The 25408-nt window shown below is 71.2% G+C and carries 30 protein-coding genes; 18 read left to right on the top strand and 12 right to left on the bottom strand.

Going from position 1 to position 25408, the window contains the following annotated elements; all coding sequences use genetic code 11:
* Positions 1-3: 3 nt before the first annotated feature.
* Both JT362_RS22985 and JT362_RS22980 read right to left on the bottom strand, forming a co-directional pair.
* Complete coding sequence (locus JT362_RS22985) at positions 4-432, bottom strand: PASTA domain-containing protein (RefSeq protein WP_260193695.1); 429 nt, start codon at positions 430-432, stop codon at positions 4-6.
* Entirely contained in the window at positions 429-1433 is a 1005-nt protein-coding gene (locus JT362_RS22980) for a LacI family DNA-binding transcriptional regulator (protein WP_260193694.1), read from the bottom strand. The genes JT362_RS22985 and JT362_RS22980 overlap by 4 nt, the downstream gene beginning before the upstream one ends.
* A gap of 78 nt (positions 1434-1511) precedes the next feature.
* Here JT362_RS22980 and JT362_RS22975 point away from each other — a divergent pair, with 78 nt between their 5' ends.
* Genes JT362_RS22975 through iolD form a run of 6 tightly spaced genes read left to right on the top strand, consistent with a single transcriptional unit; the run spans position 1512 to position 8153 of the window.
* Positions 1512-2567, top strand: coding sequence for a Gfo/Idh/MocA family protein (locus JT362_RS22975; protein WP_260193693.1), 1056 nt, complete (start codon positions 1512-1514; stop codon positions 2565-2567).
* Positions 2564-3436 (top strand): TIM barrel protein, encoded by an 873-nt coding sequence (locus JT362_RS22970; RefSeq protein WP_260193692.1) that lies wholly within the window; start codon positions 2564-2566, stop codon positions 3434-3436. The genes JT362_RS22975 and JT362_RS22970 overlap by 4 nt, the downstream gene beginning before the upstream one ends.
* Positions 3437-3467: 31 nt before the next feature.
* The gene (locus JT362_RS22965; protein ID WP_260193690.1) at positions 3468-4487 is read left to right on the top strand and encodes a sugar ABC transporter substrate-binding protein; all 1020 of its coding nucleotides are present in this window, start codon (positions 3468-3470) and stop codon (positions 4485-4487) included.
* Between the two features lie 11 nt (positions 4488-4498).
* Positions 4499-5527: an ABC transporter permease gene (locus JT362_RS22960; RefSeq protein ID WP_260193688.1), complete on the top strand. Its 1029-nt coding sequence runs from the start codon at positions 4499-4501 to the stop codon at positions 5525-5527.
* The gene (locus tag JT362_RS22955) at positions 5524-6306 is read left to right on the top strand and encodes an ATP-binding cassette domain-containing protein (protein WP_260193687.1); all 783 of its coding nucleotides are present in this window, start codon (positions 5524-5526) and stop codon (positions 6304-6306) included. Before JT362_RS22960 ends, JT362_RS22955 begins: the two co-directional genes overlap by 4 nt.
* Positions 6303-8153: a 3D-(3,5/4)-trihydroxycyclohexane-1,2-dione acylhydrolase (decyclizing) gene (iolD, locus tag JT362_RS22950; RefSeq protein WP_260193686.1), complete on the top strand. Its 1851-nt coding sequence runs from the start codon at positions 6303-6305 to the stop codon at positions 8151-8153. Before JT362_RS22955 ends, iolD begins: the two co-directional genes overlap by 4 nt.
* Positions 8154-8162: 9 nt before the next feature.
* Here iolD and JT362_RS22945 read toward each other — a convergent pair whose 3' ends face one another.
* Positions 8163-8345 (bottom strand): DUF3073 domain-containing protein, encoded by a 183-nt coding sequence (locus tag JT362_RS22945; protein ID WP_260193685.1) that lies wholly within the window; start codon positions 8343-8345, stop codon positions 8163-8165.
* Between the two features lie 172 nt (positions 8346-8517).
* On the opposite strand from JT362_RS22945, the gene JT362_RS22940 reads away from it, so the two are divergent.
* Positions 8518-9408 (top strand): DUF8083 family protein, encoded by an 891-nt coding sequence (locus tag JT362_RS22940; protein WP_260193684.1) that lies wholly within the window; start codon positions 8518-8520, stop codon positions 9406-9408.
* On the opposite strand, the gene JT362_RS22935 is transcribed toward JT362_RS22940, so the two are convergent.
* The 4 genes from JT362_RS22935 to JT362_RS22920 are packed head-to-tail and all read right to left on the bottom strand — an operon-like array spanning position 9401 to position 12330.
* Positions 9401-9979: an RsiG family protein gene (locus tag JT362_RS22935; RefSeq protein WP_260193683.1), complete on the bottom strand. Its 579-nt coding sequence runs from the start codon at positions 9977-9979 to the stop codon at positions 9401-9403. The two genes, JT362_RS22940 and JT362_RS22935, sit on opposite strands and share 8 nt — an antisense overlap.
* A gap of 48 nt (positions 9980-10027) precedes the next feature.
* On the bottom strand, positions 10028-10855 hold the full coding sequence (locus JT362_RS22930; protein WP_260193682.1) for a beta-keto acid cleavage family enzyme: 828 nt from the start codon (positions 10853-10855) through the stop codon (positions 10028-10030).
* Between the two features lie 15 nt (positions 10856-10870).
* On the bottom strand, positions 10871-11953 hold the full coding sequence (gene ygfZ, locus JT362_RS22925) for a CAF17-like 4Fe-4S cluster assembly/insertion protein YgfZ (RefSeq protein WP_260193681.1): 1083 nt from the start codon (positions 11951-11953) through the stop codon (positions 10871-10873).
* Complete coding sequence (locus tag JT362_RS22920; RefSeq protein WP_260193838.1) at positions 11950-12330, bottom strand: Fur family transcriptional regulator; 381 nt, start codon at positions 12328-12330, stop codon at positions 11950-11952. The genes ygfZ and JT362_RS22920 overlap by 4 nt, the downstream gene beginning before the upstream one ends.
* Before the next feature lie 215 nt (positions 12331-12545).
* On the opposite strand from JT362_RS22920, the gene JT362_RS22915 reads away from it, so the two are divergent.
* Complete coding sequence (locus JT362_RS22915) at positions 12546-13391, top strand: aminodeoxychorismate lyase (protein WP_260193680.1); 846 nt, start codon at positions 12546-12548, stop codon at positions 13389-13391.
* Positions 13392-13396: 5 nt separating this feature from the next.
* Positions 13397-13969, top strand: a complete 573-nt coding sequence (locus tag JT362_RS22910; RefSeq protein ID WP_260193679.1) for a suppressor of fused domain protein — start codon at positions 13397-13399, stop codon at positions 13967-13969.
* Here the strand turns inward: JT362_RS22910 and JT362_RS22905 are convergent, their stop codons facing one another.
* The 5 genes from JT362_RS22905 to JT362_RS22885 all read right to left on the bottom strand — a co-directional run bounded on the left by JT362_RS22905 (position 13970) and on the right by JT362_RS22885 (position 17773).
* Positions 13970-14605 carry a heme-binding beta-barrel domain-containing protein gene (locus tag JT362_RS22905; RefSeq protein ID WP_260193678.1) on the bottom strand — a complete coding sequence of 212 codons (636 nt, stop codon included), beginning with the start codon at positions 14603-14605 and terminating at the stop codon, positions 13970-13972.
* Positions 14606-14773: 168 nt separating this feature from the next.
* Positions 14774-15097, bottom strand: a complete 324-nt coding sequence (locus JT362_RS22900; RefSeq protein WP_260193677.1) for a DUF1416 domain-containing protein — start codon at positions 15095-15097, stop codon at positions 14774-14776.
* A gap of 10 nt (positions 15098-15107) precedes the next feature.
* Positions 15108-15950: a sulfurtransferase gene (locus tag JT362_RS22895; protein ID WP_260193676.1), complete on the bottom strand. Its 843-nt coding sequence runs from the start codon at positions 15948-15950 to the stop codon at positions 15108-15110.
* 243 nt (positions 15951-16193) lie between these two features.
* Positions 16194-17096 (bottom strand): LmeA family phospholipid-binding protein, encoded by a 903-nt coding sequence (locus JT362_RS22890; protein WP_260193675.1) that lies wholly within the window; start codon positions 17094-17096, stop codon positions 16194-16196.
* Positions 17093-17773 (bottom strand): alpha/beta hydrolase family protein, encoded by a 681-nt coding sequence (locus tag JT362_RS22885; RefSeq protein ID WP_260193673.1) that lies wholly within the window; start codon positions 17771-17773, stop codon positions 17093-17095. The genes JT362_RS22890 and JT362_RS22885 overlap by 4 nt, the downstream gene beginning before the upstream one ends.
* A gap of 183 nt (positions 17774-17956) precedes the next feature.
* Between JT362_RS22885 and JT362_RS22880 the strand changes: the two genes are divergently transcribed.
* The 9 genes from JT362_RS22880 to JT362_RS22840 all read left to right on the top strand — a co-directional run bounded on the left by JT362_RS22880 (position 17957) and on the right by JT362_RS22840 (position 25402).
* Positions 17957-18655 carry a winged helix-turn-helix transcriptional regulator gene (locus JT362_RS22880; RefSeq protein ID WP_260193671.1) on the top strand — a complete coding sequence of 233 codons (699 nt, stop codon included), beginning with the start codon at positions 17957-17959 and terminating at the stop codon, positions 18653-18655.
* Between the two features lie 58 nt (positions 18656-18713).
* Positions 18714-19571 carry a mycothiol synthase gene (mshD, locus tag JT362_RS22875; protein ID WP_260193670.1) on the top strand — a complete coding sequence of 286 codons (858 nt, stop codon included), beginning with the start codon at positions 18714-18716 and terminating at the stop codon, positions 19569-19571.
* A gap of 118 nt (positions 19572-19689) precedes the next feature.
* A complete protein-coding gene (pstS, locus tag JT362_RS22870) occupies positions 19690-20811 on the top strand; it encodes a phosphate ABC transporter substrate-binding protein PstS (protein ID WP_260193669.1) in 1122 nt (373 codons plus the stop codon).
* Positions 20812-20906: 95 nt separating this feature from the next.
* Entirely contained in the window at positions 20907-21890 is a 984-nt protein-coding gene (gene pstC / locus JT362_RS22865) for a phosphate ABC transporter permease subunit PstC (RefSeq protein WP_260193668.1), read from the top strand.
* Entirely contained in the window at positions 21890-22987 is a 1098-nt protein-coding gene (pstA, locus tag JT362_RS22860) for a phosphate ABC transporter permease PstA (protein WP_260193667.1), read from the top strand. Before pstC ends, pstA begins: the two co-directional genes overlap by 1 nt.
* Positions 22988-22995: 8 nt before the next feature.
* Entirely contained in the window at positions 22996-23775 is a 780-nt protein-coding gene (gene pstB, locus JT362_RS22855; protein ID WP_260193666.1) for a phosphate ABC transporter ATP-binding protein PstB, read from the top strand.
* A gap of 67 nt (positions 23776-23842) precedes the next feature.
* Positions 23843-24415: a DUF3558 domain-containing protein gene (locus JT362_RS22850; RefSeq protein WP_260193665.1), complete on the top strand. Its 573-nt coding sequence runs from the start codon at positions 23843-23845 to the stop codon at positions 24413-24415.
* A 32-nt stretch (positions 24416-24447) separates the two neighbouring features.
* Entirely contained in the window at positions 24448-24825 is a 378-nt protein-coding gene (locus JT362_RS22845) for a hypothetical protein (protein ID WP_260193663.1), read from the top strand.
* Positions 24826-24859: 34 nt separating this feature from the next.
* Positions 24860-25402: a DUF3558 domain-containing protein gene (locus JT362_RS22840; protein ID WP_260193662.1), complete on the top strand. Its 543-nt coding sequence runs from the start codon at positions 24860-24862 to the stop codon at positions 25400-25402.
* Positions 25403-25408: the final 6 nt, after the last annotated feature.

Raw genomic sequence — 25408 nt, 5'->3', positions numbered from 1 at the left:
CTCTCACGGGCAGGTCTCGGTGAGCTTGACGGCGCCGAGGTCGATCGCGGACGTGGCAGTGATCGGGGTGCCGGCGGGGATGTTCTGGGTGCACACCTGCCAGTTGGCGTCCAGCACCTGGTTGCGGTCCTCGCCGGTCAGGTCGTGGGAATCGCTGTAGAACACGGCGCCGCCGGTCAGCGCCTGGATGCTGTCCTGCGCGTCCTGCAGGCTCATCCCGACCACGGACGGCATCGGCCACTGCTCGGGCGTTTCCGCCGGTGGCGGCGTCGCGATGGCCGTCGCGGACTCGGGTGGCATCGACGGCATGCCGGACTCGTCCTGGTGTTCCACCTCGGCCGTCGCGACGTCTTCGGGGGTGCTGGTCGGCGACGCGCAGCCCACGGCGGCGACGGCGATCGCGGCGACCGCCAGGTATCGGGGAAGGTTCACAGCCCACTCATCGCACGGGGAGCCGCCGTCGTTGCACGGACAACCAAACGTGGGGGGAGGAGGTGGCGGGCCGGGGTCACGCGCTCGCCGCGGACGCGGTGGACCAGGGCCTCCGCGGCCAGCCGGCCCATCTCGGCGCGGGGCTGGTCGATCGTCGTCAGCGAGACGTGGCGTAGGGCCGCGAGCCAGGTGTTGTCGTAGCCGACCACCGACACGTCGCCGGGTACCGACAGGCCGGCCTCCTCCAGCGCCGAGATCGCGCCGACCGCGTTCAGGTCGTTGGCCGCCAGCACGGCGGTCGGCGGCGCGGGCGACAGCAGCGCACGCACCGCCGCGGCGCCGGCCGCCTCGGTGTACTCGCCGCGCACCACTCTCGGCGTCAGGCCGTGCCGGCGCATCGCGGTCACGTACCCCGTGCGGCGGGGCGCGGACTGGGAACCGTTGCCGCCGTCGATGTGGGCGATCTCCCGGTGCCCCAACGACACCAGGTGATCCACCGCCATCGCGGAGCCGGCGCGGCCGTCGTCGTTCACCGTGTCCACCGTGGACACCCGGGACGAGCGCGAGACCAGCACCACCGGGGTGTGCGCCGACGCGCCGGTGAACGCGGACGCCGGCAGCACGGGCCCGAGCAGCGCGACCCCGGCAGGCCGGAACGACAACAGGCCGGTCAGTGCCTGGCGTTCGCGCGCCGGCGACCGCCCGCCCGTGTTGATCACCAGTTCGAAGCCCGCCGACCTCGCCCCGGCGTCCAGGCCGTCGACCACCTCGGCCCAGAACGGGTTGTGCAGGTCCGACACCATCACGCCGAGCACGTGCGACGTCCGGCTCGCCAGCGACCTGGCCATCAGGTGCGGCGAGTACCCCAGCTCCTCCGCCGCCCGCAGCACCGCCGCGCGCCGGCCCGCGCTCACCTTCGGCGAACCCCGCAGCACCAGCGACACCAACGCCCGGGACACGCCCGCTCTGGCCGCCACGTCCTCGATCGTCGGTCGGGGCACCGGCCCTCCCTTGACACTCTGTGACCGACATTACAGGATGGTGCCGTTGGAGCGCTCTAACCCGAGAAGTGGAGCGGAATGCGTATCGGCGTGGCCGGCGTCGGCCGGATCGGGACCATGCACGCGACGCATCTGGCGTCGCTGGACAAGGTCGACCAGGTTCTGCTGTACGACCCCGTACCCGGGCGCGCCGAGCAGGCCGCCGACGCGCTCGAGGGGCACGGCGGCGCCGGCGGCCGGGCCAGCGGCGGCGCCGGCTGGGGCTCGGGCACCCGTGCCGTCCCCGACTTCGACACGCTCCTGCAACTCGCCGACGGCGTCGTCGTCGCGACCCCCACCACCACGCACGCCGACCTCGTCCGCGCCTGCCTCGCCGCCGGCATGCCCGTGCTGTGCGAGAAGCCGATCGCCGCCGACCTCGACGGCACCGCCGCGCTGGTCGAGGACATCGAGCGCACCTCGGTGCCGGTACTGGTCGGCTTCCAGCGCCGCTTCGACCCGGCGATGCTCGACCTGCACAGCCGCATCCGCGCCGGCGCGCTCGGGCCGATCTACCACGTCCGCGCGGTCGGCTACGACGCCGAGCCGCCCGACCTCGCCTACCTGCCCTCCTCCGGCGGCATCTTCCGCGACCTGCTGATCCACGACCTGGACGCCGTGCCCTGGCTGGTCGGCGAGCCGGTCACCGAGGTCTGCGCCTACGGCTCGGTGCTCGTCGACGACGCCTTCGCCGCCGCGGGCGACGTGGACAACGCCGTGGTGCTGCTGCGGTTCGCCGGCGGCGCGCTCGCGGTCCTCGCCGCCGGCCGGCACGACCCGCTCGGCTACGACCACCGCCTCGAGGTGCTCGCCGCGAAGGACTCCGTCACCGTCGGGCTCGATCCGCGCACCCCGCTGCGATCACTGGAACCCGACGCGGCGCCGCTCGCGCCCGACCCGTATCCGGGCTTCCCGCAGCGGTTCCGGCGCGCCTACCTGAACGAGATGAGCGTCTTCGTGGACGTACTCACCGACACCGCCGAGAACCCGTCGCCGGCCAGGGACAGCCTGGCCAGCCTGCGGCTCGCCGAGGCGTGCGAGCAGTCCATGCGCACCGGCGCCCCGGTCCGGCTCGACGTGCGGAGCCCGGTATGAGGATCGCCGCCGCGCCCATCTCCTGGGGAGTCTGCGAGGTCCCCGGCTGGGGCCGCGTGCTCGATCCGGCCACCGTCCTCGGCGAGATGACCGACCTCGGCATCACCGCCACCGAACTCGGCCCGCCCGGCTACCTGCCGACCGAGCCGGCCACGCTGCGGGAGACCCTCGCCGCGCACCGGCTCGGGCTGGTCGGCGGGTTCCTCGCGGTCGTCCTGCACGACCCGGACCGCCAACGATCCACTGTGGACGAGGCGGCCCGGCAGGCGGACCTGCTCGCCGCCGCCGGTGCCGACGTGCTCGTGCTCGCCGCGAACACCGGGCTGCACGGCTACGACGAACGCCCGCCGCTGCGCCCCGAGCAGTGGCGGACACTCGTCGACACCGCCGGCATGATCCGCGACACCGCCGTGCGCGCCGGGCTGCGCACCGTGCTGCACCCGCACGTCGGCACCCAGGTCGAGACCGCGGCCGAGGTCCGGCGGTTCCTCACCGACTCCGACCTGCCGCTGTGCGTCGACACCGGGCACCTGCTGATCGGCGGCACCGACCCGGTCGAGCTGGTCCGCCGGTACCCGGACCGGATCGGCCACGTGCACCTCAAGGACGTCCGCGCCGACCTCACCGACGCCGTGCGCGACGGCCGGCTCGGCTACACCGAGGCGGTCGCACGCGGCGTGTACGTGCCGCTCGGCGACGGTGACGTCGATGTCGCCGCTCTGCTGAAACTGTTGCGTGACAACGACTACCAGGGCTGGTACGTACTCGAGCAGGACACCGCGCTGCCCGAGGATCCCGGCGCGGACGTCGAGGCCGTGCCACGCCGGGACACCGCGCGTAGTCTGGCCTTCCTCCATTCCGTCCACTGAGGACGCGAACGGCCTGAGGGGAGAGACAACGATGTCCGACCGAGGGCGTAGCAAGCCCGCCTTACTCGCCGCCGCGCTGGCGGCACTCGCGCTGGTGCTCGCGGCCTGCACCGGTCCGAGCGCCGAGTCGGCCACCCCACCCGCCGGCGGCGGGGGCGGTGGCGGCGACACCGAGTTCGACCCGGAGGCCCCACTCGACTTCGCGGTGATCACCCACGGCACCGAGGGCGACGCCTTCTGGAGCGTGGTCAAGAACGGCGCCGAGGCCGCCGGCCGCGACCTGGGTGTCGACGTCACCTACGTGTCCAACGGCGACCCCGGCGCGCAGGCCAAGCTCATCGACAACGCCGTCGCGCAGGGCAAGACCGGCCTCGTCGTGTCGATGGCCAACCCGGACGCGCTCAAGGCGTCCATCGAGGCAGCCGTCGACGCCGGCATCCCGGTCATCACGATCAACTCCGGCACCGACCGCAGCGAGGAGTTCGGCGCCATCGCGCACGTCGGCCAGGAGGAGTTCATCGCCGGCCAGGCCGCCGGCGAGCGGTTCGCGCAGGCAGGCAGGAAGAGGATGATCTGCGTGATCCACGAGGCAGGCAACTCCGGCCTGGCCGACCGCTGCGACGGCGCCCGCGACGGCTTCGGGGACGGCGAGGTGACCAACCTCCAGGTCGACATCGCCAACCCGACCGACATCGAGGCCCGCATCCGCGGCGCGCTGCGGACCAACCCGGACGTGGACGCCGTGCTCACGCTCAACTCCCAGGTCGCCGACCGCGCGGTCACCGCGGCCGCCGGGGCCGGCTCGGACGCCGAGGTCGCCACCTTCGACCTCAACACCGACGTGGTGGACGCGATCCGCGACGGCGACATCGTCTTCGCCGTCGACCAGCAGCAGTACCAGCAGGGCTACCTGCCGATCGTGATGCTGAAGCTGTACCGGGAGAACGGCAACACGCTCGGCGGCGGGCAGCCGGTGCTCACCGGGCCCGGCTTCGTCGACCAGTCCAACGCGGACCTGGTGCGTCCGTACACCGAACGCGGCACGCGCTGAGGAGCCCTTCCATGACAACCTTGGACGAACGTGTCGCCCAGAACGGGCTGGTCAGCCGTCTGATCGTGCGGCCGGAGATCGGCGCGCTGATCGGCGCACTCGCGGTGTTCGTGTTCTTCTCGATCGTCGCCGACAAGTTCCTCACCGCGGCCGGCGTGGCGACCTGGCTGGACGACTCGGCGACGCTCGGCATCATGGCGGTCGCGGTGGCGCTGCTGATGATCGGCGGCGAGTTCGACCTGTCCGCCGGCGTGATGACCGCGTCGACCGCGCTGGTCACCGCGATCCTCGCGGTCGAGGTCGGACTGAACGTGTGGCTCGCGCTGCTGCTGTCGCTGGTGTTCGCGCTCGGCGTCGGCGCGCTGAACGGCTGGATCGTGGTGCGCACCGGGCTGCCGAGCTTCATCGTCACGCTCGGCACGTTCCTCGCGCTGCAGGGCCTCAACCTCGGCATCACCCGGCTGGTCACCAACTCCGTGCAGGTGTCCGGGATGCGCTCGACCGACGGCTACGAGTCGGCCGGGTTCGTGTTCGCCTCGACGTTCCAGGTCGGCGACACCCCGTTCCAGATCTCGATCGTGTGGTGGCTCGGGTTCGCCGCGCTGGCCGCGTGGGTCCTGGTGCGCACGAAGTTCGGCAACTGGACGTTCGCGGTCGGCGGCTCGGCGCCCAGCGCGCGGGCGGTCGGCGTGCCGGTGCGGCGGACGAAGATCCTGCTGTTCATGACGACCGCCGCGGCCGGGTGGCTGGTCGGGTCGATCAACATCCTGCGGTTCACCACCGTGCAGGCCAACCAGGGCATCGGGTTGGAGTTCCAGTTCATCATCGCCGCGGTGATCGGCGGCTGCCTGCTCACCGGCGGGTTCGGCTCGGCGATCGGGGCGGCGATCGGCGCGTTGATCTTCGGCATGGCCCGGCAGGGGATCGTGTTCGCGAACTGGAACTCCGACTGGTTCATGCTCTTCCTCGGCATCATGCTGCTCGGCGCGGTGCTGGTGAACAACACGTTCCGGCGTCGAGCGGAGAGGGTCCGGCGATGAGCGCGCTGATCGAGGTCGACGGCATCGGCAAGAACTACGGCAACGTGGTCGCCCTGCACGACGTGTCCACGGTGGTCAACGCGGGCGAGGTCACCTGCGTGCTCGGCGACAACGGCGCCGGCAAGTCCACGCTGATCAAGATCCTGGCCGGCGTGCACCAGCACGACTCCGGCCGGTTCCTGGTCGAGGGCGAGGAGGTGCGGCTCGGGTCGCCGCGGGACGCGCTGGACCTGGGCATCGCGACCGTCTACCAGGACCTCGCCGTGGTGCCGCTGATGAGCGTGTGGCGGAACTTCTTCCTCGGCTCCGAGCCGACCGTCGGGTTCGGACCGTTCCAGCGGCTCGACCGGCGCACGGGCCGCGAGACCGCCCGCAAGGCGCTCGCCGACCTGGGCATCGACCTGCGTGACGTGGAGCAGCCGGTCGGCACCCTGTCCGGCGGCGAGCGGCAGTGCGTGGCGATCGCCCGGGCGGTCCACTTCGGCGCGAAGGTGCTGATCCTGGACGAGCCGACCGCGGCGCTGGGCGTCAAGCAGGCCGGGCTGGTGCTGCGGCACGTCGCGCAGGCGCGGGACCGGGGGCTCGGCGTCGTGCTGATCACGCACAACCCGCACCACGCGTACCCGGTCGGCAGCCGGTTCCTCGTCCTCAAGCGCGGCGCCAGCCTCCGCTCGGCGGAGAAGAAGGACATCACGCTCGAGGAGCTGACCCGCCAGATGGCCGGCGGTGCCGAGCTGGAGGCCCTGGAACACGAACTGCGGGAGGTCTCGTCACCGTGATTCTCACGACCGCGCAGGCCCTGGTCCGGTGGCTGGCGGCGCAGCGGACGGTGCTGGTGGACGGCACCGAAGCCCCGCTGTTCCCGGCCGTGTTCGCGATCTTCGGGCACGGCAACGTGCTCGGGCTGGGGACCGCGCTGTCGGAGAGCGACCTGCCGGTGTGGCGCGGGCACAACGAGCAGGGCATGGCGCTGGCCGCCGTCGCCCACGCCAAGGCCACGCACCGCCGGCAGGTCGGCGTGGCCACGTCGTCGATCGGGCCGGGCGCGCTGAACATGGTCACCGCCGCCGGGGTCGCGCACGCCAACCGGCTGCCGCTGCTCCTGCTGCCCGGCGACACGTTCGTCAACCGCGCGCCCGACCCGGTGCTCCAGCAGGTGGAGCCGTTCGGCGACGGCACCGGCACGGCCAACGACGCGTTCCGCGCGGTGAGCCGCTGGTTCGACCGGATCACCAGGCCCGAGCAGCTCGTCGCCACGTTGCCGCAGGTCGCGCGGGTGCTCACCGATCCGGCCGACTGCGGCCCGGTCACCCTCGCGCTGCCGCAGGACGTGCAGGCCGAGGCGTTCGACTTCCCAGACGCGCTGTTCGAGCCGGTCACCCACCACCCGCCGCGGCCCCGCCCGGACCGGGACGCGCTCGCCAGGGTCGCCGAGGCGGTCCGGGCGTCCCGGCGGCCGCTGCTCGTACTCGGCGGCGGCGTGCGGTACTCCGACGCGGTGGGCGAGGCCGTCGCGCTCGCCGAGGCGCACGGCGTCCCGGTCACCGAGACCACCGCCGGGCGCACGCTCGTCCCGCACGACCACCCGCTGCACGCCGGCCCGCTCGGCATCACCGGCTCGGCGTCGGCGAACGCGCTGGCCGCCGAGGCCGACCTGGTGCTCGCCGTCGGTACCCGGCTGCAGGACTTCACCACGGCGTCCTGGTCGCTGTTCGGCCAGGACGTGCGGCTGGTCACGGTGAACGCCGCCCGGTTCGACGCGGTCAAGCACGGCGCGCTCGCGCTGGTCGCCGACGCGCGGGAGGCCATGGCGGAACTGGCGCCACTGCTGACCGGCTGGCGTTCCGGGTCGGCGTGGACGGCCAGGGCGACCGAGGAGCGGGCGCGGTGGGACGCCTACATCGACGCCCTGCGCGCGCCGTCGGATGAGCCCGCGACGTACGCGCAGGTGGTCGGCGTGGTCAACGAGGCGAGCGAGCCCGGCGACTACGTGATGACGGCGTCCGGCGGCCTGCCCGGCGAGCTGATCGGCGGCTGGCGTGGTGCGGACGTGGCGTCGATGGACGTCGAATACGGCTTCTCGTGCATGGGGTACGAGATCGCCGGGGCCTGGGGTGCGGCGATGGCCCGCCCGTCCGGCGTGGTGACCACGCTGGTCGGCGACGGTTCGTACCTGATGCTGAACTCGGAGCTGTTCTCCGCGGCGTTCGCCGGTCACGGCTTCGTCGCCGTGGTCTGCGACAACGACGGCTACGCGGTGATCGACCGGCTGCAACGCGGCAACGGAGCGCCCGCGTTCAACAACATGTACGCCGACGCGCGTTCGCGGCAGGCGAACACGCCACGGGTCGACTTCGCGTCCCACGCGGCGTCGCTCGGCTGCGCCGTGCTCGCCGCGCGGGACGTCGACGAGCTACGGGCCGCCTACGCGCAGGCGCGAACGCACGCGCGTGACGGCCGCGTGGCCGTCGTGGTGATCCCCACGCACCCGTCGGCGTGGACGGACGCCGGGGCGTGGTGGGAGGTCGGCGTGCCGGAGCAGTCGACCTACCCAGCCGTCACCGACGCCCGCGAGGAGCTGGACAAGGCGAAGTCGGACCAGGTGCGTTACCTGGGCCGCCCCTGAACCAGCCGGTCAACGACGGTAGTCGTCGTCCTCGTAGTCGTCGGTGTCGTCATCGAACCGCTCCCCGTTGCCGTCCGACGACGACGGACCCGACAGCTCGCGTTGCAGAGCCTCGAAGTCCGTGTGGGGAGTGCTGTATTTGAGCTCGCGGGCTACCTTGGTCTGCTTAGCCTTCGCCCGGCCGCGCCCCATGGCTCGACCCCCTCGCACAGTGACGGGGCGGCCGGGGGAATCGGCGGCCCCGCAGATCTCGACTAGTGGTTCCTGCCAACTACCGTACCGTGCCGACGGGGTTCCGCGCGAAGGGGCACGGTGTTCCTGGGCACCTTCGCCCAGGTTTTCGGTCCGTGACACGATGCGTCCCGTGCCTCGACCGTTCGTCGCCTACCTCCGGGTGTACGAACCGTTGTCCTCGTTCGACGATGAGGTCGCCAAACCACTGCGCGCGGCCCTGGAAACGGACCATCTGGACCACACGACGGTGGGCGAACGCGAGCGCGACATGTGGCTCAGATCACAGCTCTCGCAGCCCCCGACGTTGCTCCCGGGTGAACTGGCCAACGGCGACCCGTCCCCGCGTGCCGCCCGCGAGCTCCTGGTCCTGGATCCCGCCGAGGTCCCCGTCGAGCAGGCCACGGTCGGCCCCGGCCCGCTGGTCTGCCCGCTGGACGTCCGCGCCCGCTCGGCCGCGGCGCTGGTCGGCTTCCTGTCGTCGGCCCACCAGGCCCTGCGCACCGCCGCACTCCCCACGTCGACGGACAGCGTTCGGGAGAAGGCCGCCGCCGTCCTCTCCGACCTCCCCGGCGGCGCCGTGCACATCGTGTCCACGACGTGGACGGTGCCACTCCCGTGGTTCACCCTGGTCGACCCCGAGCACCGCCACCTGGTCCTGGCCACCCGCGAGGACCCCCGCCGCCAGGTCTGCTGGCGCGTGGCGATGTCGGACGCCAGGCGTCGGGTCGCCAAGGCGCACTCGCTGGCCGAGCGGGTACTGGGTGACCAGGGCCCCACGAAGGTCCTGGAGGACACCGGCCGCTGGCTGGAGCACTTCCACCCACACTCCGCGGTGGAACTCGACTACGGCGGCCTGGTCCAACTCCTGGACGACGAGGAGTTGGAGTCCGACACCTCCGCCGAGGACGTCAACGCCATCGTCGCGGCCCTGGAACGCGAGGACGTCGAGGCCATCGCCGCCCGCTTCGAACGCCTCCGCGACTTCTGGGGCGACCTCGCCATCCGCGAACGCTTCAACTGACGCCGGGCGGGTCCTCGCCGCGTTCGGCGGCGAGGAGTTGGTCCACCGAGGCGCTGCCGGCGCGGTAGCGGCGGGCGATCTCGTCGTTCAGGACGTCCACGACGACCTGCACCTCGCGCCGCCGCTGGGACACCGAGGCCTCCTCGGCCACGTACGTCCGCAGCGCCAGGTCCAGCCGCTCGTCCGGCAGCGACGTCACGTCCGACAGGTCCGTGTCCGACACCAGCGCCTCCACGTGCCGCCGGTGCGCCTCCGCCCGCGACGGCTCCAGCGTCTGGTGCCGGCCCGACCCCACCGGCACCGGGCCGACCGCGTTGTCCGCCAGGATCTCCGCCAGCCGCTCCACCACCGACGCGGAGCCGCCGTCCACCCGGCGCGACCGTTCCGCCTTCACGATGTCTATCCGCCCGTGCAGCAGCCTGCGCAGGTACGACAGATCCGTCTCCTCCTGGGCCGCGTCGTCACGCCGCGCACGGACCTCGGTCAGGTCGAGCTCACTCAGGTCGGCCACGTAGTCCGGCGCGAGCACCCGGTCTATTCGCCTGCGGCCACCTGGTCGGACTTCGATCACGTGCTCATCCTCCGGTACCGAGGGGTCTGTCGCCAAGTCGTTACGGAGTCAGTTGCTTTCCGCAACCCCGATGAGATCCCGGACCTCGGACGGCGTCAGCGGCGGCCGCTGCGCCAGCGTCGCGAACGCCGCCGCCCGCTCCACCAGCTGCGCGTTGTCCCGCACCCGCTCCCCTCGGGCGAACGACACGGTGTCCTCCATCCCGACGCGGACGTGTCCGCCGGCCGACAGGGACGCCAGCAGTACCGGCACCGTGGTCCGGCCGATGCCGGTGGCCGAGAACGTCGCACCCGGCGGGATCGCGCGCAGGGCCGCGACCAACGTCTCCGTGTCGCCCGGCATCCCGCCCGGCACTCCCATGACCAGGTCGACGTGCACCTTCCCGCCCGCCGGCAGGCCGTGCTCGTCGAGCAGCCGGCGCAGGCTGGCCAGCTGGCCGACGTCGAAGATCTCGTACTCCGGGACGATCCCGCGCTCCCGCATCCGCCGGTGCAGCTCGACCACGAACTCCCAGCGGTTCATGAACACGTCGTCGCCGAAGTTGACGGTGCCCATCGTGCAGGACGCCGAGTCGGGCATCGCCTCCAGCACGCGCAGGCGGTCGGCCTCGGGGTCGGTGACGGCGCCGCCGGTGGACAGCTGCACGACGAGGTCCGTGCGCTCGCGCAGCGCCGCGACCGTCTCCTTGAGCCGTCCGAGGTCGAGTGTCGGTTTGGTGTCGGCGCCGCGGATGTGCACGTGGATCATCGCCGCGCCGGCCGCCTCGCACGCGACCGCCTCGGCGACCAGCTCGTCGAGGGTGACCGGCAGGTTCGGCACGTCCGACTTGGCGTGTTCCGCTCCGGTCGGCGCCACCGTGATCAGGGTCCCTGTCATGCCCCGGCAGGGTAGTCAGCCGCGCAGGCGCTTGGCAGCCTCGCGACCGAGCGCGGGAGTGTCCCCCGGCACCGAGTCGGGGTCGATGGCGGCCTGCACCACCCGGTCCTCGTCGCCGGCGAGCAGTTCGGCGTCCAGCGGCACCGAGTACTTGACCAGCGCGAGCGCGATCGAACCCAGCTCGTGGTGCCGCGCGACCGAGCCGACCCGGCCGACGGTCTTCTCGCCGACGCGCACCGGGTCGCCGGTCTCCGGCAGCACCTCGGGGGAGCCGTCCAGGTGCAGCAGCAGCATCCGGCGCGGCGGGCGACCGACGTTGTGCACCTTCGACACGGTCTCCTGGCCGCGGTAGCAGCCCTTCGCGACGTGCGCGGCGACGTGCACCCAGCCGGTCTCGTGCGGGATCGTGCGGTCGTCGGTGTCCACGCCAAGCCGGGCGCGGACCGCCTCCACCCGCAGCGCCTCGTAGCCCCAGGTGCCCATCGGCCGGGCGCCGGCGCCGGTCAACCGCTGCCACCAGGCGTCCACGGCGTCGCGCGGCACCAGCAGGTCGACGCCGAGCGGCATGCGGCGCACGATCGCCCCGTCCACGGCGGCCACCGCGTACGGCTCGGCGGGCACCGGGAGCAGGTCGCCGGTGTTCGGGCCGACCAGGGACAGCACCGCGCGCTCCGGCGTGGCGTCGCGCGGTTCGACCTTCGACCAGAACACCATCGACTCGAGGTAGGCGAGCAGCGGCTGGGGGCCGCCGCGGGCCCCGGTGGCCTGGGCGCCCGGCTCGGTGTCCAGCCACACGGTCTCGTCGAGGTGGGCGACGTTCATGTGCGCGTCGACCCGGCCCTGGCTGTCCAGCACCAGCGCCTCGGTGCCGGCACCGTCGGCCAGCTCGGTCATGTGCTGGGAGATCACCAGGTGCAGCCAGGACAGCCGCTCCGGACCGGTGACCGCGATCAGCTCCCGGTTCGACCGGTCGACGACGGCGACCCCGCGCGCGGCGGCCCGCTGCTCGGCGAACGGGTCGCCGAAGTGCCACGGCACGCCGGCGTCGGGCGAGCCGTCGGGCGCCGGCACGGCGCCCGGCTGGTCGAGTGTGCTCACGGCGTCTCCCTGGTGCAGTTCCGGCAGGTGCCGGAGAGCGCGAGATGGCTGACATCCAGTGCGAACCCGTGCCGGTCGCGCAGTGTTCCGCGCAGGCCCTCCATCACCTCGCACGGTGCCTCGACGACGTCGCCGCAGGTGTGGCAGACCAGGTGGACGTGCTGGTGCTCGTGCACGGAGTAGGTGGGCGCGCCGTGCCCGAGATGGGTGTGCCGGACGATGCCGAGGCTCTCCAGCAGCTCGAGGGTCCGGTAGACGGTGGTGATGTTGACCGTGGGCGTGCTGCGCTGCACCCGCTGGCAGACCTGCTCTGGCGTACCGTGCTCCATCTCGAGCAGCGCGTCGAGCACGAGTTGGCGTTGTGGGGTCATGCGCATGCCGCGCTGGTGCAGGGTCTGCCTCAGCTCGGCCCGTTCGGCGTCGATGTCGCGCGCGCTCGCGGTCTCCACACCATGAATCGTAGGCCGTGAACGAGAGCGTGGCCGCGCGCGGCGGGCTGCGTGAGCGGAGCGGCGCCGCGTGCGCCGTCAGGGAGGGAAGACGGCGTGTTAGCGGCGACGCGCAGCGAACCATGTAACAGTAGGCTCCGGGTATGCGGGTGCTTGCGATGCTGGACGGGACCCTGGCCGACCCCGAGGCGGCCCACATCCGGGTCGACGACCTGGGGCTGCTCCGGGGTGACGGGGTGTTCGAGACCGTGCTCGTGGTCGACGGGAAGCCGAGGGAGCTCGGCCCGCACCTCGACCGGCTCGAGCGGTCCGCGCGCATGTTGGAGCTGCCAGCACCCGACCGCGCGGCCTGGGAGGCCTGCGTCCAGGTCGTGCTGGACGCCTGGCGGGGCCCGGCCGAGATGGCGCTCAAGCTCGTCCACACCCGCGGGCCGGAGTTCGGCGACGGCACCCCCACCGGATTCGCCATCGGCATGCCGATCGGCGAGAAGGTGCTGCGCAACCGGGAGTCCGGCGTGCGCGCGCTGACCCTCGACCGCGGTTTCGACCCGGAGATCGTCGACCGCGCCCCGTGGCTGCTGCTCGGCGCGAAGACCCTCTCCTACGCGGTCAACATGGCCGCCGGCCGCTGGGCCGAGGCGCACGACGCCGACGAGGTCATCTTCATGGCCGCCGACGGTTCGGTGCTGGAGGGCCCCACCTCGAACGTCGTCATCGCCGAGGGCCGGACGCTGCGCACCACCCCGCCGTCCAGCGGGATCCTCCGCGGCACCACCCAGGGCGCCCTGTTCCGCGCCGCCGAGCAGGCAGGCTGGGTCACCAAGGTCGAGCCGCTGACGCTGCCCGAGCTGCGCGCCGCCGACGGGCTGTTCCTCGCCTCCAGCGTCCGCAAGATCACCCGGGTGCACACCCTGGACGGCGAGGCCCTGCCGGACGCCTCGGCGCTGCACCGCGAGCTGAACGCGCTGTACGAGTCCGAGTACGCCTGAGCCGCGTGTCCAGTCGGGTCGAGCGCTACCTCGCACACCTGGACCGCCTCTCCGGCGGGATCGAGCCGGTCTTCCAGCCGGTCCCGTCCGAGGGCGACCTCCCGGACGTCACGGTGATGATCTACCGGGACCTCCCGGAGCCGGGCCACGTCACCGGGATCACGTACGGGTTGTCCCTCGCCGAGCACCCGGAATGGCGGCACGGGCGGCCCGAGCTGTGCCTGTCCGTCCGCTCCGACGATCCGGCCTGGGCGCACGCCGCGGGCTGGGTCGCCGGTCGGCTGCGCGGCGACTGCCCGTTCCGCTATGGCGACACGATCGACTTCCGCGAACAGGTGTCGCCCGAGTCGGCGATGACCTCGGTCTTCGTGTTCGCGCCGTTCGTCCTCGATCTGAAGGACTACGCGGACATCGACGTGGGTCCGCCGGGTCACGAGGGCCACGACGTCGTGCACATCGCCGGGCTCTACCCAATCCACGACGTCGAGCGCGAGTACATCCACGAACACGGGCTCGAGGACTTCTGGCACCGCGACTGGGACCCGGCGGACGTCACCCGCCCGCCCTGCGTGCCGTAGTCAGCCGGCGACGCGGCGCAGGTAGGCGGACGTGTGCGGCTGGAGCGGCTGGCCGACCATCGCGCGTTCCTCGACGTAGGCCAGGTCGCCGTTGTTGACCAGGCCGTACAGCCGCTTGGCGCCGTTGACCTCCTTGGCCGACGCGGTGCGCATGGTCATGTCCGTGGCCAGCTCCCAGGACGTCTGCGTGCGCGGCTCGCCGTAGAAGATCTCCACCACGCCGGTCGCGTGCGCCAGCAGCAGCTCGATCGTGTCGTCCGGCTGCGGGCGCCACCAGCCGACCTCGCGGGCCGCCGGCCGGATGACCTTGCCGTCGTCGTCCAGCAGCCACGCGCGGGACTCGTAGTACACGAACGGGCGGCCGTCGTGCGCGAAGGTGACCTGCTGTCCGAAGTGCTGGGACTCGATCGTCGGGTACACGACCTCGCCCTCACCGCGCCACACGCCGATCAGCGGCAGCAGCGCGAGCAGGCGGTCGTCGAGGTCCGCGCCCTCACGCAGGTTCGCCGTGTCGTTCGGAATGGGCAGGTCCGCCCACTGCGGGAGGTTGCGGGCACGGGTCGTCTCGGCGCGTTCGGCGGCCGCGCGGACCGCCGCGTCGCCGCTGCCGGGGACCGGGGAGTCGGGTTCGGTCATCGTTCCAGCCCGGTCTGCAGGCGGTAGGCCACGACGGCCAGGTAGCCCGTGCCGGCCACGCCGGCGACGCTCAGCAGGATGGTCCAGAACAGTTCCACCCGGCGAGGATATGCGAACGCGGGACGGCCGAACCAACGGCCGTCCCGCGCTCAGGTGATCGGCTGGCTGCTACTCGACCGTGACCGCCACCGGGTGCAGCCCGGGGCCGTCCGCGGTCACCGTCGTCTCGCCGTTGCCGGTGCGGTGCAGGGCGCGCACGGTCCACCGGCCGGGCGCGGCGAAGAACCGGAAGTCACCGTCGGCCGAGGACACCACCTCGGCGGTGAACTCGCCGCTCGCGTCCAACAGCCGCACGTACGCGCCGCCGACCGGCGCGCCGTCCGCGGTCACCTTGCCGCCGAGCACGATCTCCTTGGCCAGGTCGATCCCGGCCGGCAGCTCGGCGGTCTGCTCGGGCGCGCCGCACCCGTCACTCGTCACGGTGGTGGTCATAGCGGTCTCCTCACTGGGTGCCGGGACCGGTCTCGACCGGCACGCCGACCAGCGAGCCGTACTCGGTCCACGAGCCGTCGTAGTTCTTCACGTCCGAGTAGCCGAGCAGCTCGTGCAGCGCGAACCAGGTGTGCGAGGACCGCTCGCCGATGCGGCAGTAGGCGATGGTCGCCTTGCCCTCGTCGATCCCGGCGTCGGAGTACAGCTCACGCAGCTCGTCGGCGGACTTGAAGGTGCCGTCCTCGTTGGCCGCCTTGCTCCACGGCACGTTGATCGCCGACGGGATGTGCCCGCCGCGCTGCGCCTGCTCCTGCGGCAGGTGCGCCGGGGCGAGCAGCTTGCCGGAGAACTCGTCGGGGGAGCGCACGTCGACCAGGTTCTTGGCGTTGATGGCCTCGACGACCTCGTCGCGGAACGCGCGGATCGCCGTGTCCTGCTCCTTGGCCGAGTACGAGGTCTCCTCGCGGGTCACCGCGTCGGCGGACAGCGGGCGCCCGTCGAGCTCCCACTTCTTGCGGCCGCCGTCGAGCAGCTGCACCTTGTCGTGGCCGTACAGCTTGAAGTACCAGTACGCGTACGCGGCGAACCAGTTGTTGTTGCCGCCGTAGAGGACCACCCGGTCGTCGTTGGCGATGCCCTTGCCGGACAGCAGCTTCTCGAAGCCGGCGCGGTCGACGAAGTCGCGGCGCACCGGGTCCTGCAGCTCGGTCCTCCAGTCGATCTTCACCGCGCCCGGGATGTGCCCGCCGTCGTACGCGGAGGTGTCCTCGTCGACCTCGACGAACACCACCCCGGCGGTGCCGAGGTTCTCTTCGGCCCACTCGGCCGTGACCAACACGTCTTCGCGGCTCATGAGAGCGCTCTCTCCTTCGTTGGGTGGATCAGGACGCGCGGGGATACGCGGGATGAGCGGAGGCCGAGAAGGGGTCCGCTCGTCAGACGCTCGCCGGACACAGGCTGGAGTCGACGCGGCAGTAGTCGACCGCGCGGCGCCTGGTCAGCAAGGTGTACACGGCGCCAACCCTACCGCCGACTCCCTGCTCCTGGGAGCGGCGTCCACTTCGTGAGACGGTCGCGAAGGCGTGGTTTCCGCAGGTCAGCCCCCGAGCATGACGTCCCAGGCCTTGCCCTTCACCGACAGCACGCCGGGTTCGACGGCCACGGCGGTCGGGGTGACCGTGAACGGCAGCTCGCCGGGGTCGAGGGTGATCGTCAGCGCCTGCAGGATCGCGCCTTCCAGCTGCTCGGGGAACTGGCTGGTGCCGAGCACGTTGTTGCGCAGCTCCACCCGCGACGGCACGAAGCTCGCCTTCGCGTCGACCAGGGTGATCAGGCCGAACGCGCAGAGGTCGGTCTCCTCGCCGCTGAAGTCGACGGTCGCGCAGATCCGGGCGCCCGCGGTGGTGTCGTCGTCGTTCTCCAGCTCCTCGGCGCGCTCGGCGGCGGCCTGCTCGGAGTCGGTGCGCTCCTCGGGGTCGGACTGGGCGTCCTGCTCGCTGATCGGGTCGATGGTGACGTTGGCGATCGAGCTGATCAGCGGGTTCTCGTTCTCCAGGATCGCCCGGTTCACGTCCGAGGCCTTGACCCGGACCTGTCCCTCGACCTCGCGCACCTCGACGCCCCGCAGCGACCCGGACACCAGGTCGCCGAGCGGGGCGATGACGCCGCGCAGGTCGACGTGCACCTCCAGGTCACGCAGCGTGTCCTGAACCGGAACGCCCTTCGCGTCGATCGCCACGTTGTCGTACTCGCCGGAGATGGCCTGGGCGAGGAAGGAGAACCCGTGCACCTTCACCGACGGGTCGTCGGTGAGGTCGAACTGCTCGCGGGCGCGCTTGGACACCTGGTACTCGAACACCGCCGCCGCGCCGAAGTCGGCCACCACCAGCAGGCCGAGGAGCACCGCGAGCGCGATGACGAGCCGGCGGGTCCGGCGCCGCCGCTTGGGCTTCACGCGGGGCTTGCCGGGGTCGGTCGTCCCGGTGTCGGTCATCGTCATGCCGCCGTTCGCTCCGATCGCTGTTCATGGGTCGCGGCGCCCAGCCAGGCCGTCATCCGGTCGACCAGCTCCGGGGTCATCGCGGTCTCCGCGTGCCGCACACCGCGCTCGAGCCACAGCTCCGCACGGCCCTCGGTGGCCCGGTGCACGGCCAGCGGGTGGTCCACCCCGACGTAATGATCCTCGGTGCCGTGCACGAGCAGTAAGGGGGTGGGTGGGATTCGGTGCGCGACCTCGATCGGACTGGTCGGGATCCCGGCGACCGGCCGCGCCAGCCGCACCCCGAGCGTCCGCAGCGCCAGCCGCCCGTGCGGCAGCTCGGCCAGCCAGAACAGCCGGCGCATGGCGTCGGTGTCGCGGACCCACCAACGGCAGGCGGCGCTGACCGCCACGACCGCGTCCGGCCGGTGGGTGCCGGTGGCCGCGTGCAGCAGGGCGACCGTGCCGCCCATCGAGAAGCCCAGGGTGGCCACCCGCTCGTGCCCGTACTCGCGGGCGAGCCGGACGCCCGCGTCCAGGTCGTGCACCTCGAGCGGGCCGGCGGTGCTGCGTCCGCCGGAACGGCCGTGCCCGCGGAAGTCGAGCGCGATCACGGTGTGCTCGCGGGCGAGCCGGTGCAGCAGCCGGGTGACGAACGGTTTGCGGACGTGGTTGGTGAAGCCGTGCCCGACGACCACCGCCGTCGTGTTACGGGCGTGTTGCCGGCCGCGTTGATTTCGCACCAGGAGCCCCGTGAGTCGCACACCGTCGGTCGTGCGTTGGTGCACTCGTGTGACACAAGTGTCACGACCAGGACATTTCGCGGGCACGGCGGCTATTCTCCCGGATAGCCACGGAGCTACCCAGAGAGGCGGGCCCAGATGAGCCTCGACCTGCTGCTGCTCACCGCGGACCCAACGCCGGGCTCGGTGGTGCCTTCCCTGATGCTGCTGCCCCACCACGTGCGCACCCAGGCGCCGGAGGTGACGGCCCTGCTCGACGCCGGATCGCGCGACGTCGTGCTGGTCGACGCGCGGGTGGACCTCGCCGCGGCCAAGAGCCTGTGCCGGCTGCTCACCAGCGGCGGTGACAGCGTGCCGGTGGTGGCGATCGTGAACGAGGGCGGACTGGTCGCGGTCAGCGCCGAGTGGCGGGTGGACGACATCGTCCTGCCGACCGCCGGGCCGGCCGAGGTGGACGCCCGGCTGCGCCTGCTGACCTCCCGGGGACCGGCCGGCCCCGGCGCGGACGGCGCGCTGCGGCTCGGCGAGCTGGTGATCGACGAGGCGACGTACACCGCGCGGCTGCGCGGCCGGCCGCTCGACCTCACCTACAAGGAGTTCGAGCTGCTCAAGTACCTCGCCCAGCACGCGGGGCGGGTGTTCACCAGGGCGCAGCTGCTCCAGGAGGTCTGGGGCTACGACTTCTTCGGCGGCACCAGGACCGTCGACGTGCACGTCCGACGGCTGCGCGCGAAGCTCGGCACCGAGCACGAGCAGATGATCGGAACCGTGCGCAACGTCGGCTACAAGTTCGTCCAGCCGCAGAAGCCGACCGGCGACACGGTGCCCGCGCACTGATCCGGTTCGGCGCTATGGTCGAGCGGGTACGGGTTCCCGATCCGCTCCGGAGGCCACGGTGAGCTGGCAGGACGCCGAGCCAGGCGACGAGGTGCGCGCGCTGCTGCTCGCCGCCCGGGCACATGACGGACGCCCCGAGGTCGACGAGACCGGTCCGCTGCCGCGCGAGTTCCGCGGCGGCCGGCACCTGCTCCGGCACGACGGCGGCACCCTGGTCGGCTACGCGCACCTCGACCCGCGCGGCGACGCGTACGGCAACCAGATCGTCGAGGCGATCGTGCACCCCGACCACCGCGGCCGGGGGCACGGCACCCGCCTCGTCACCGACGCCCTCGCCGCGACCGACGGCCCGCTGCGGATCTGGTCGCACGGCGACCACCCGGCGGCCGCTGCCATCGCCGGGCGCGCGAGGCTCGCCAGGGTCCGCGAGCTGCTGCGGATGGGCCTCGGCGCGGACACGGAGCTGCCCGAGCCGAAGCTCCCGGACGACGTCACGATCCGCGCGTTCGAGCCGGGCCGGGACGAGGACGCGGTGATCGGCGTGAACGCCCGTGCCTTCGACTGGCATCCCGAGCAGGGGCAGCTCACCGTCGACGAGCTCATCGCGGCCGAGATCGAGTCCTGGTTCGATCCGGCCGGGTTCTTTCTGGCCGACCAACGGGGAAAGACCGTCGGGTTTCACTGGACCAAAATTCACCCGGACGGGGTCGGTGAGGTCTACGTCGTCGGCGTCGACCCGGCGGCCCAGGGTGGGGGCCTCGGGAAGGCCCTGACCCTGGTCGGACTGCATCATCTGCGGCGCGTCGGGATCCCTGAGATCATTCTGTACGTGGAATCGGACAATGCACCGGCGGTAGCGGTCTACACACGACTCGGATTCAAAGTCACCGAAACGGACGTCGCCTACCAGCGGTAAAAGTCACAATTCGGGGTTGTTCACCTGCCGTTCATCTCTAGAGGGGCGCACGTCCACCCCTCTTCCCTAGCGTCCGCGCTGAGCATGACTTGACATCGACATATCTCGAGAGGATCCAGTGAAGCGCATCCGCTACGGCCGCATCGCGGCCCTTGTCGCCGCCAGTGCGATCGCACTGACCGCGTGCGGCAGTGACCCCGTCGAGTCGGGCGGGGACAACGGTGGCAATGGTGGCAACGGCGGGGGCTCCGAGGAGAGCCTCTCCGGCGACCTCGCCGGTGCCGGTGCCAGTTCCCAGGAAGCCGCCATGCAGGCGTGGATCGCGGGCTTCGGCTCGGAGAACCCGGACGCCACGGTGACCTACGACCCCATCGGGTCCGGCGGTGGCCGCACCCAGTTCGGGGAGGGCGCGGTCGCCTTCGCCGGCTCCGACTCCGTGATGGACGACGAGGAGCGCGCCGCCGCCCAGGAGCGGTGCGGCGGCACCGACGCCATCCACCTGCCGCTGTACATCAGCCCGATCGCCGTCATCTACAACCTCGAGGGCGTCGAGGGCCTGCAGCTCTCGCCGGCGACGCTGGCCGGCATCTTCAACCGCCAGATCACCAACTGGGACGACCCGGCGATCAAGGCGGACAACCCGGACGCCACGCTGCCGAACAAGCGGATCATCCCGGTGAACCGCTCGGACGAGTCCGGCACCACCGAGAACTTCACCGAGTACCTGGCCGCCACGGCGGGCGAGGCCTGGCCGCACGAGCCGAGCGGTGACTGGCCGCTGCAGGGCGGGCAGTCCGGTGCGCAGACCGCGGGCCTGGTGCAGACCGTCAAGGGCGGCGACGGCACCATCGGCTACGCCGACGCCAGCCAGGCCAGTGACCTCGGCGTCGCCAAGATCAAGGTGGGCGAGAGCTACGTCGAGTACTCGGCCGAGGCCGCGGCCAAGGTCGTCGACGAGTCCCCGCGCGCCGAGGGCGTGCCGGAGGGCGACCTCGCCATCGACCTGCAGCGCGACACCACCGCCGAGGGCACCTACCCGATCGTGCTGGTGTCCTACCTGATCGTCTGCAAGAGCTACGAGGACGCCGCCGAGGGTGACCTGGTGAAGGGCTTCGTCAGCTACGTCGCCAGCGAGGAGGGCCAGGCCGCGGCCGAGCAGGCCGCCGGCTCCGCGCCGATCTCCGCCACGCTCCGCGGCGACGTCGAGGCCGCGGTCGAGTCCATCACCGTCGGCAGCTGAGTGACCTTGCTACGGTTCCGGCCGGCTGGGCGAACACCGCACGGTGACCGCCCAGCCGGTCCGGCCCGTCCCACCCCGTTACCGGAGACTCTGCAGTGACCACAACGGGCGACCCGGCGGCCAAGCCCGCGCGGCCGGGTAAGCAACGCGCGCCACAGCGACCGGGCGACCTCATCTTCTCGATCAGCGCCAAGGCCGCCGGCGTGCTGATCCTGGTGATCCTCGCCGCCGTCGCCCTGTTCCTCATCGTGCAGGCCTGGCCGGCGATCCAACTCGACTCGGCCGAGCTCGCCGAGGAGGTGCACTGGATCGGCGAGGCCCAGTCGCTGCTCGACTACGTCGGCCCACTGGTGTTCGGCACCATCCTGGCCGCACTCATCGCACTGATCATCGCGACGCCGATCGCCATCGGCGTCGCGTTGTTCATCTCGCACTACGCGCCGCGGCGGCTGGCCACGAGCTTCGCCTACGTGATCGACCTGCTCGCCGCGATCCCCAGCGTCGTGTACGGCCTGTGGGGCGGCCTGTGGCTGATGCCCAAGCTGTACCCGGTGTTCGACTGGCTGGCCACCAACCTGGGCTTCATCCCGATCTTCGAGGGCCCGGCCGCCGACCCGCCGCGCACGATCCTCACCGCCGGCATCGTGCTCGCGGTGATGATCCTGCCGATCATCACCGCGGTGTCCCGCGAGGTGTTCCTGCAGACGCCGACGCTGCACGAGGAGGCGGCGCTCGCGCTCGGGGCCACCCGCTGGGAGATGATCCGGATGACGGTGCTGCCGTTCGCCCGGTCCGGCGTGATCAGCGCCGCGATGCTCGGCCTCGGCCGCGCGCTCGGCGAGACGATGGCCGTCGCCATGGTCCTCTCGCCCGGGCTGCTGTACTCGTTCCTCATCCTGCGGCCCGGCCAGCAGCAGAACATCGCCGCGAACATCGCGCTGAAGTTCCCGGAGTCCAGCGGAGTCGGGATCAACGTGCTGATCTTCACCGGCCTGGTGCTGTTCGTGATCACGCTGGTGGTCAACATGCTCGCGCGGTGGATCGTGTCGCGGCGCGCCGAGTTCTCGGGGGCGAACTGATGACCGACGTTCAGACTCCGGTCGACATCGAGGCCAGCCTCGCCGGCCGCAAGCTCACCCACGGCAAGCTGCCCCGGTACACGCCGATGGCGGTGTTCGTCGGGTCGCTGGTGCTGGTCGGTGGCCTGCTGGCGGTGCTCGGCTCGTTCTCGATCCCGCTGACGGTGTTCCTGGGGGTGCTGCTGCACGCGGTCGTGCTGCTGGTGGTCACCCGGATGGTCGAGGGCGGTCGTGCCGCGAAGGACCGGCTGGCCACGACGTTGATGTACTCCGCGTTCGGCCTCGCGCTGATCCCGCTGATCAGCCTGATGTGGACGGTGCTGCAGAACGGCCTCAAGCGGTTCGACCTGTACTTCCTGACCTACACGATGCGTGGCGTGTTCGGCGGCATGGACGCCGGCGGCGCGTACCACGCGATCATCGGCACGCTCGAGATCACCCTGTTCGCCACGCTGATCTCGGTGCCGATCGGCCTGCTGACGGCCGTGTACCTGGTGGAGTACGGACCGACCAGGCTCGGGAAGGCCATCACGTTCTTCGTCGACGTGATGACCGGTATCCCGTCGATCGTGGCCGGCCTGTTCGCGTACGCGCTGTTCGTGCTGTTCTTCGGGCCGGGCGTGCGGATGGGTGTGGTCGGTTCGGTGGCGCTGTCGGTGCTGATGATTCCCGTGGTGGTGCGGGCGACCGAGGAGATGCTCAAGCTGGTGCCCAACGAGCTGCGCGAGGCCGCGTACGCGCTGGGGGTGCCCAAGTGGCTGACGATCGTCAAGGTCGTGCTGCGCACCGCAGCGGCGGGCATCGTCACCGGCGTGATGCTGGCGATCGCCAGGATCATCGGCGAGACCGCTCCGCTGCTGCTCACGGTCGGGGTGGTCAACTCGGCGAACTTCGACCTGTTCGACGGCCGGATGATGACACTGCCGGTGTACGTGTACCGGCAGTACAGTCAGGGCTTCGCGCCGAACGGCATCACCACGATCAACTACGACCGGGCCTGGGCCGCGGCGCTGACGCTGATCCTCATCGTCATGCTGCTGTTCGCCGTGGCCCGGCTCGTCTCCCGATTCTTCGCCCCCAAGACCGGCCGCCGGTAAGGAACACGATGGCAAAGCGACTGGACATCAAGGACCTGAACATCTACTACAGCGACTTCCTGGCGGTGGAAGGCGTGTCGATGGCGGTCGAGCCGCGCGCGGTGACCGCGTTCATCGGCCCGTCCGGCTGTGGGAAGTCGACGGTGATCCGGTCGCTGAACCGGATGCACGAGGTGATCCCCGGGGCGCGGATCGAGGGCAGCATCGCACTGGACGGCGAGAACCTGTACGCCCGCGAGGTCGACCCGGTGCGGGTGCGCCGGCAGATCGGCATGGTCTTCCAGCGGCCCAACCCGTTCCCGACGATGTCGATCCACGCGAACGTGATCGCGGGGATGAAGCTGAACAACAAGCGCATGTCGAAGAAGCAGGCCGACGAGATCGTCGAGCGTTCCCTGCGCGGGGCGAACCTGTGGAACGAGGTCAAGGACCGCCTGAACCGTCCGGGCTCGTCGTTGTCAGGTGGCCAACAGCAGCGCTTGTGCATCGCGAGGGCGATCGCCGTCCAGCCGGACGTACTGCTGATGGACGAGCCGTGCTCCGCGCTGGACCCGATCTCGACCCTGGCCATCGAGGACCTGATCGGCGAACTGAAGCAGGACTACACGATCGTGATCGTCACCCACAACATGCAGCAGGCAGCGCGGGTGAGCGACCGGACCGCGTTCTTCAACCTCGCCGGCGTAGGCCAACCGGGCAGACTCATCGAGATGGACGCGACCGAGAAGATCTTCTCCAACCCCACCGAGAAGGCCACCGAGGACTACATCTCCGGCCGCTTCGGCTGACCCCTCGCCGCTGCGGACTTCGCTACAATACCGCAGAAGTCCGCAGCCCTGAGGGGGAGGGCGACCAGTGAGACGCACCGCTCTGATCGTGACGCTCGCGGCCGACCTCGCGGTCGGCCTGGCTGGCTGTTCATCGGAAATGCCGGGCAGCGCGAGCCCGACGGAAGACGACGGTGGCGGGAACGCACCGTCCTTTCCCGAAGGTACCTCGACCGGCGAGGAGACCACCGAGCCCAGCGGAGCGAAGTCGGACTCCGTCGATCTCGATCCGTGTGAGCTGCTCAGCTCTGCGGACCTCACTGCGCTCGGCCTGCCGACCGAGCCGTTCGGCTCGGGAGAAGTCGGGCCTGGTCGCAGCTGCGGTGGCAGGCTTCGGGTCAGTCCCTCGCCCGGCTCGGACCACGCTGTGAAGGTCAGCGGAGCCCGGGGTGCCTGCGTTACCGCGATCGCGGTGACCGATTCGTCCCGTGTGGATGTGAACGGCCTCACCGGTGGCGACATGACCAAGGTTTGTGAGTACGCGCAGCGGGCCGCTGAACCCATCGAACCCAGGCTGCCCGTGATCGCGGGAACCCGGCAGGTTCGGATTTCGTCAGAACCAGGTCTCCCGAACACACCGCTTGGTACCGTTCGGGGGTAGGTCTGTGACCGTGGGACAACGGGGGCTCGATCATGCATGTTGCAGGCGGTATCGGCAGCATCGTCGGCAGCGCGAAATCGTTTGCCAATCTGGCGTCAACCGGTGGTTTCGCTGTCAACGAAACCGGCGGCCAGGCGTTGCTGGCCGCGATCCGCGAGATGCGCGATTGGATCGACGCGCAGGGCTACGGACTCAACATGCTCGCTCAGCAGCCTCCGCTAGGGTCGAGTCACGGCGCTGAGACCATGAAGCCGTACGTAGCCGATGTCGCCTCGGACAAGCAGGGCTTCATTACGATGCTGCAGGAGTTCCGTACCTCGTTGGACGACGCGGAGCGGGGGATTCAGGCCGCCATGGCGTCCTACCAGGAGACGGACACCGGCATCGGCGGCGGATTTCAACAGGTGTGAGGGAAGGCGACCAGTGAGGCGTACGGCCTTGATCGTGACGTTTGCGGCTGCGCTCGCGGTTGGGTTGTCGGGCTGCTCGTCGGAGACTCCGGGCAACGCGAGCCCGACCGAGAACAGTGGCGGGAATACCCCGTCTTTCCCCGAGGACTCCCCCACCGACGAGGAGACCACCTCGCCGAGCGAGTCCGAGTCGGGTACGACCGGCCTGGAGCCGTGTGAGTTGTTCACCGAGCAGGATCTGGCTGCACTCGGCTTGCCGAGCGAGCCCAAAGAGGAAGAGGAACTCGGTCCTGCGCGTAGCTGTTACTGGCAAACCTCAGGCAGCCACCTCGTCGGTGTGGGCATCATCGACGAACTCGGCATCGACCAGGTGCAGTCCGAGACTCCACCGGAGCCACTGACGGTCGGATCGCACGACGCCGTGCAGTACACGGGAGCCTTGGATGTCTGCGCTGTCTCAATCGCGGTGACCGACTCGTCCAGGGTCGATGTGAGCAGCGTTGCCGGTGGTGACATGGCCAAGGCCTGTGATCACGCGAAGCAGGCCGCTGAACTCGTTGAGCCGAAGCTGCCCTGATCGGGA

Origin of the sequence: Actinophytocola gossypii, from assembly GCF_025165815.1 — a bacterium.
Lineage (GTDB): Bacteria > Actinomycetota > Actinomycetes > Mycobacteriales > Pseudonocardiaceae > Actinophytocola > Actinophytocola gossypii.
Note: the sequence above shows the minus strand (reverse complement) of the source record. Positions and strands in the feature narration are given on the sequence as shown.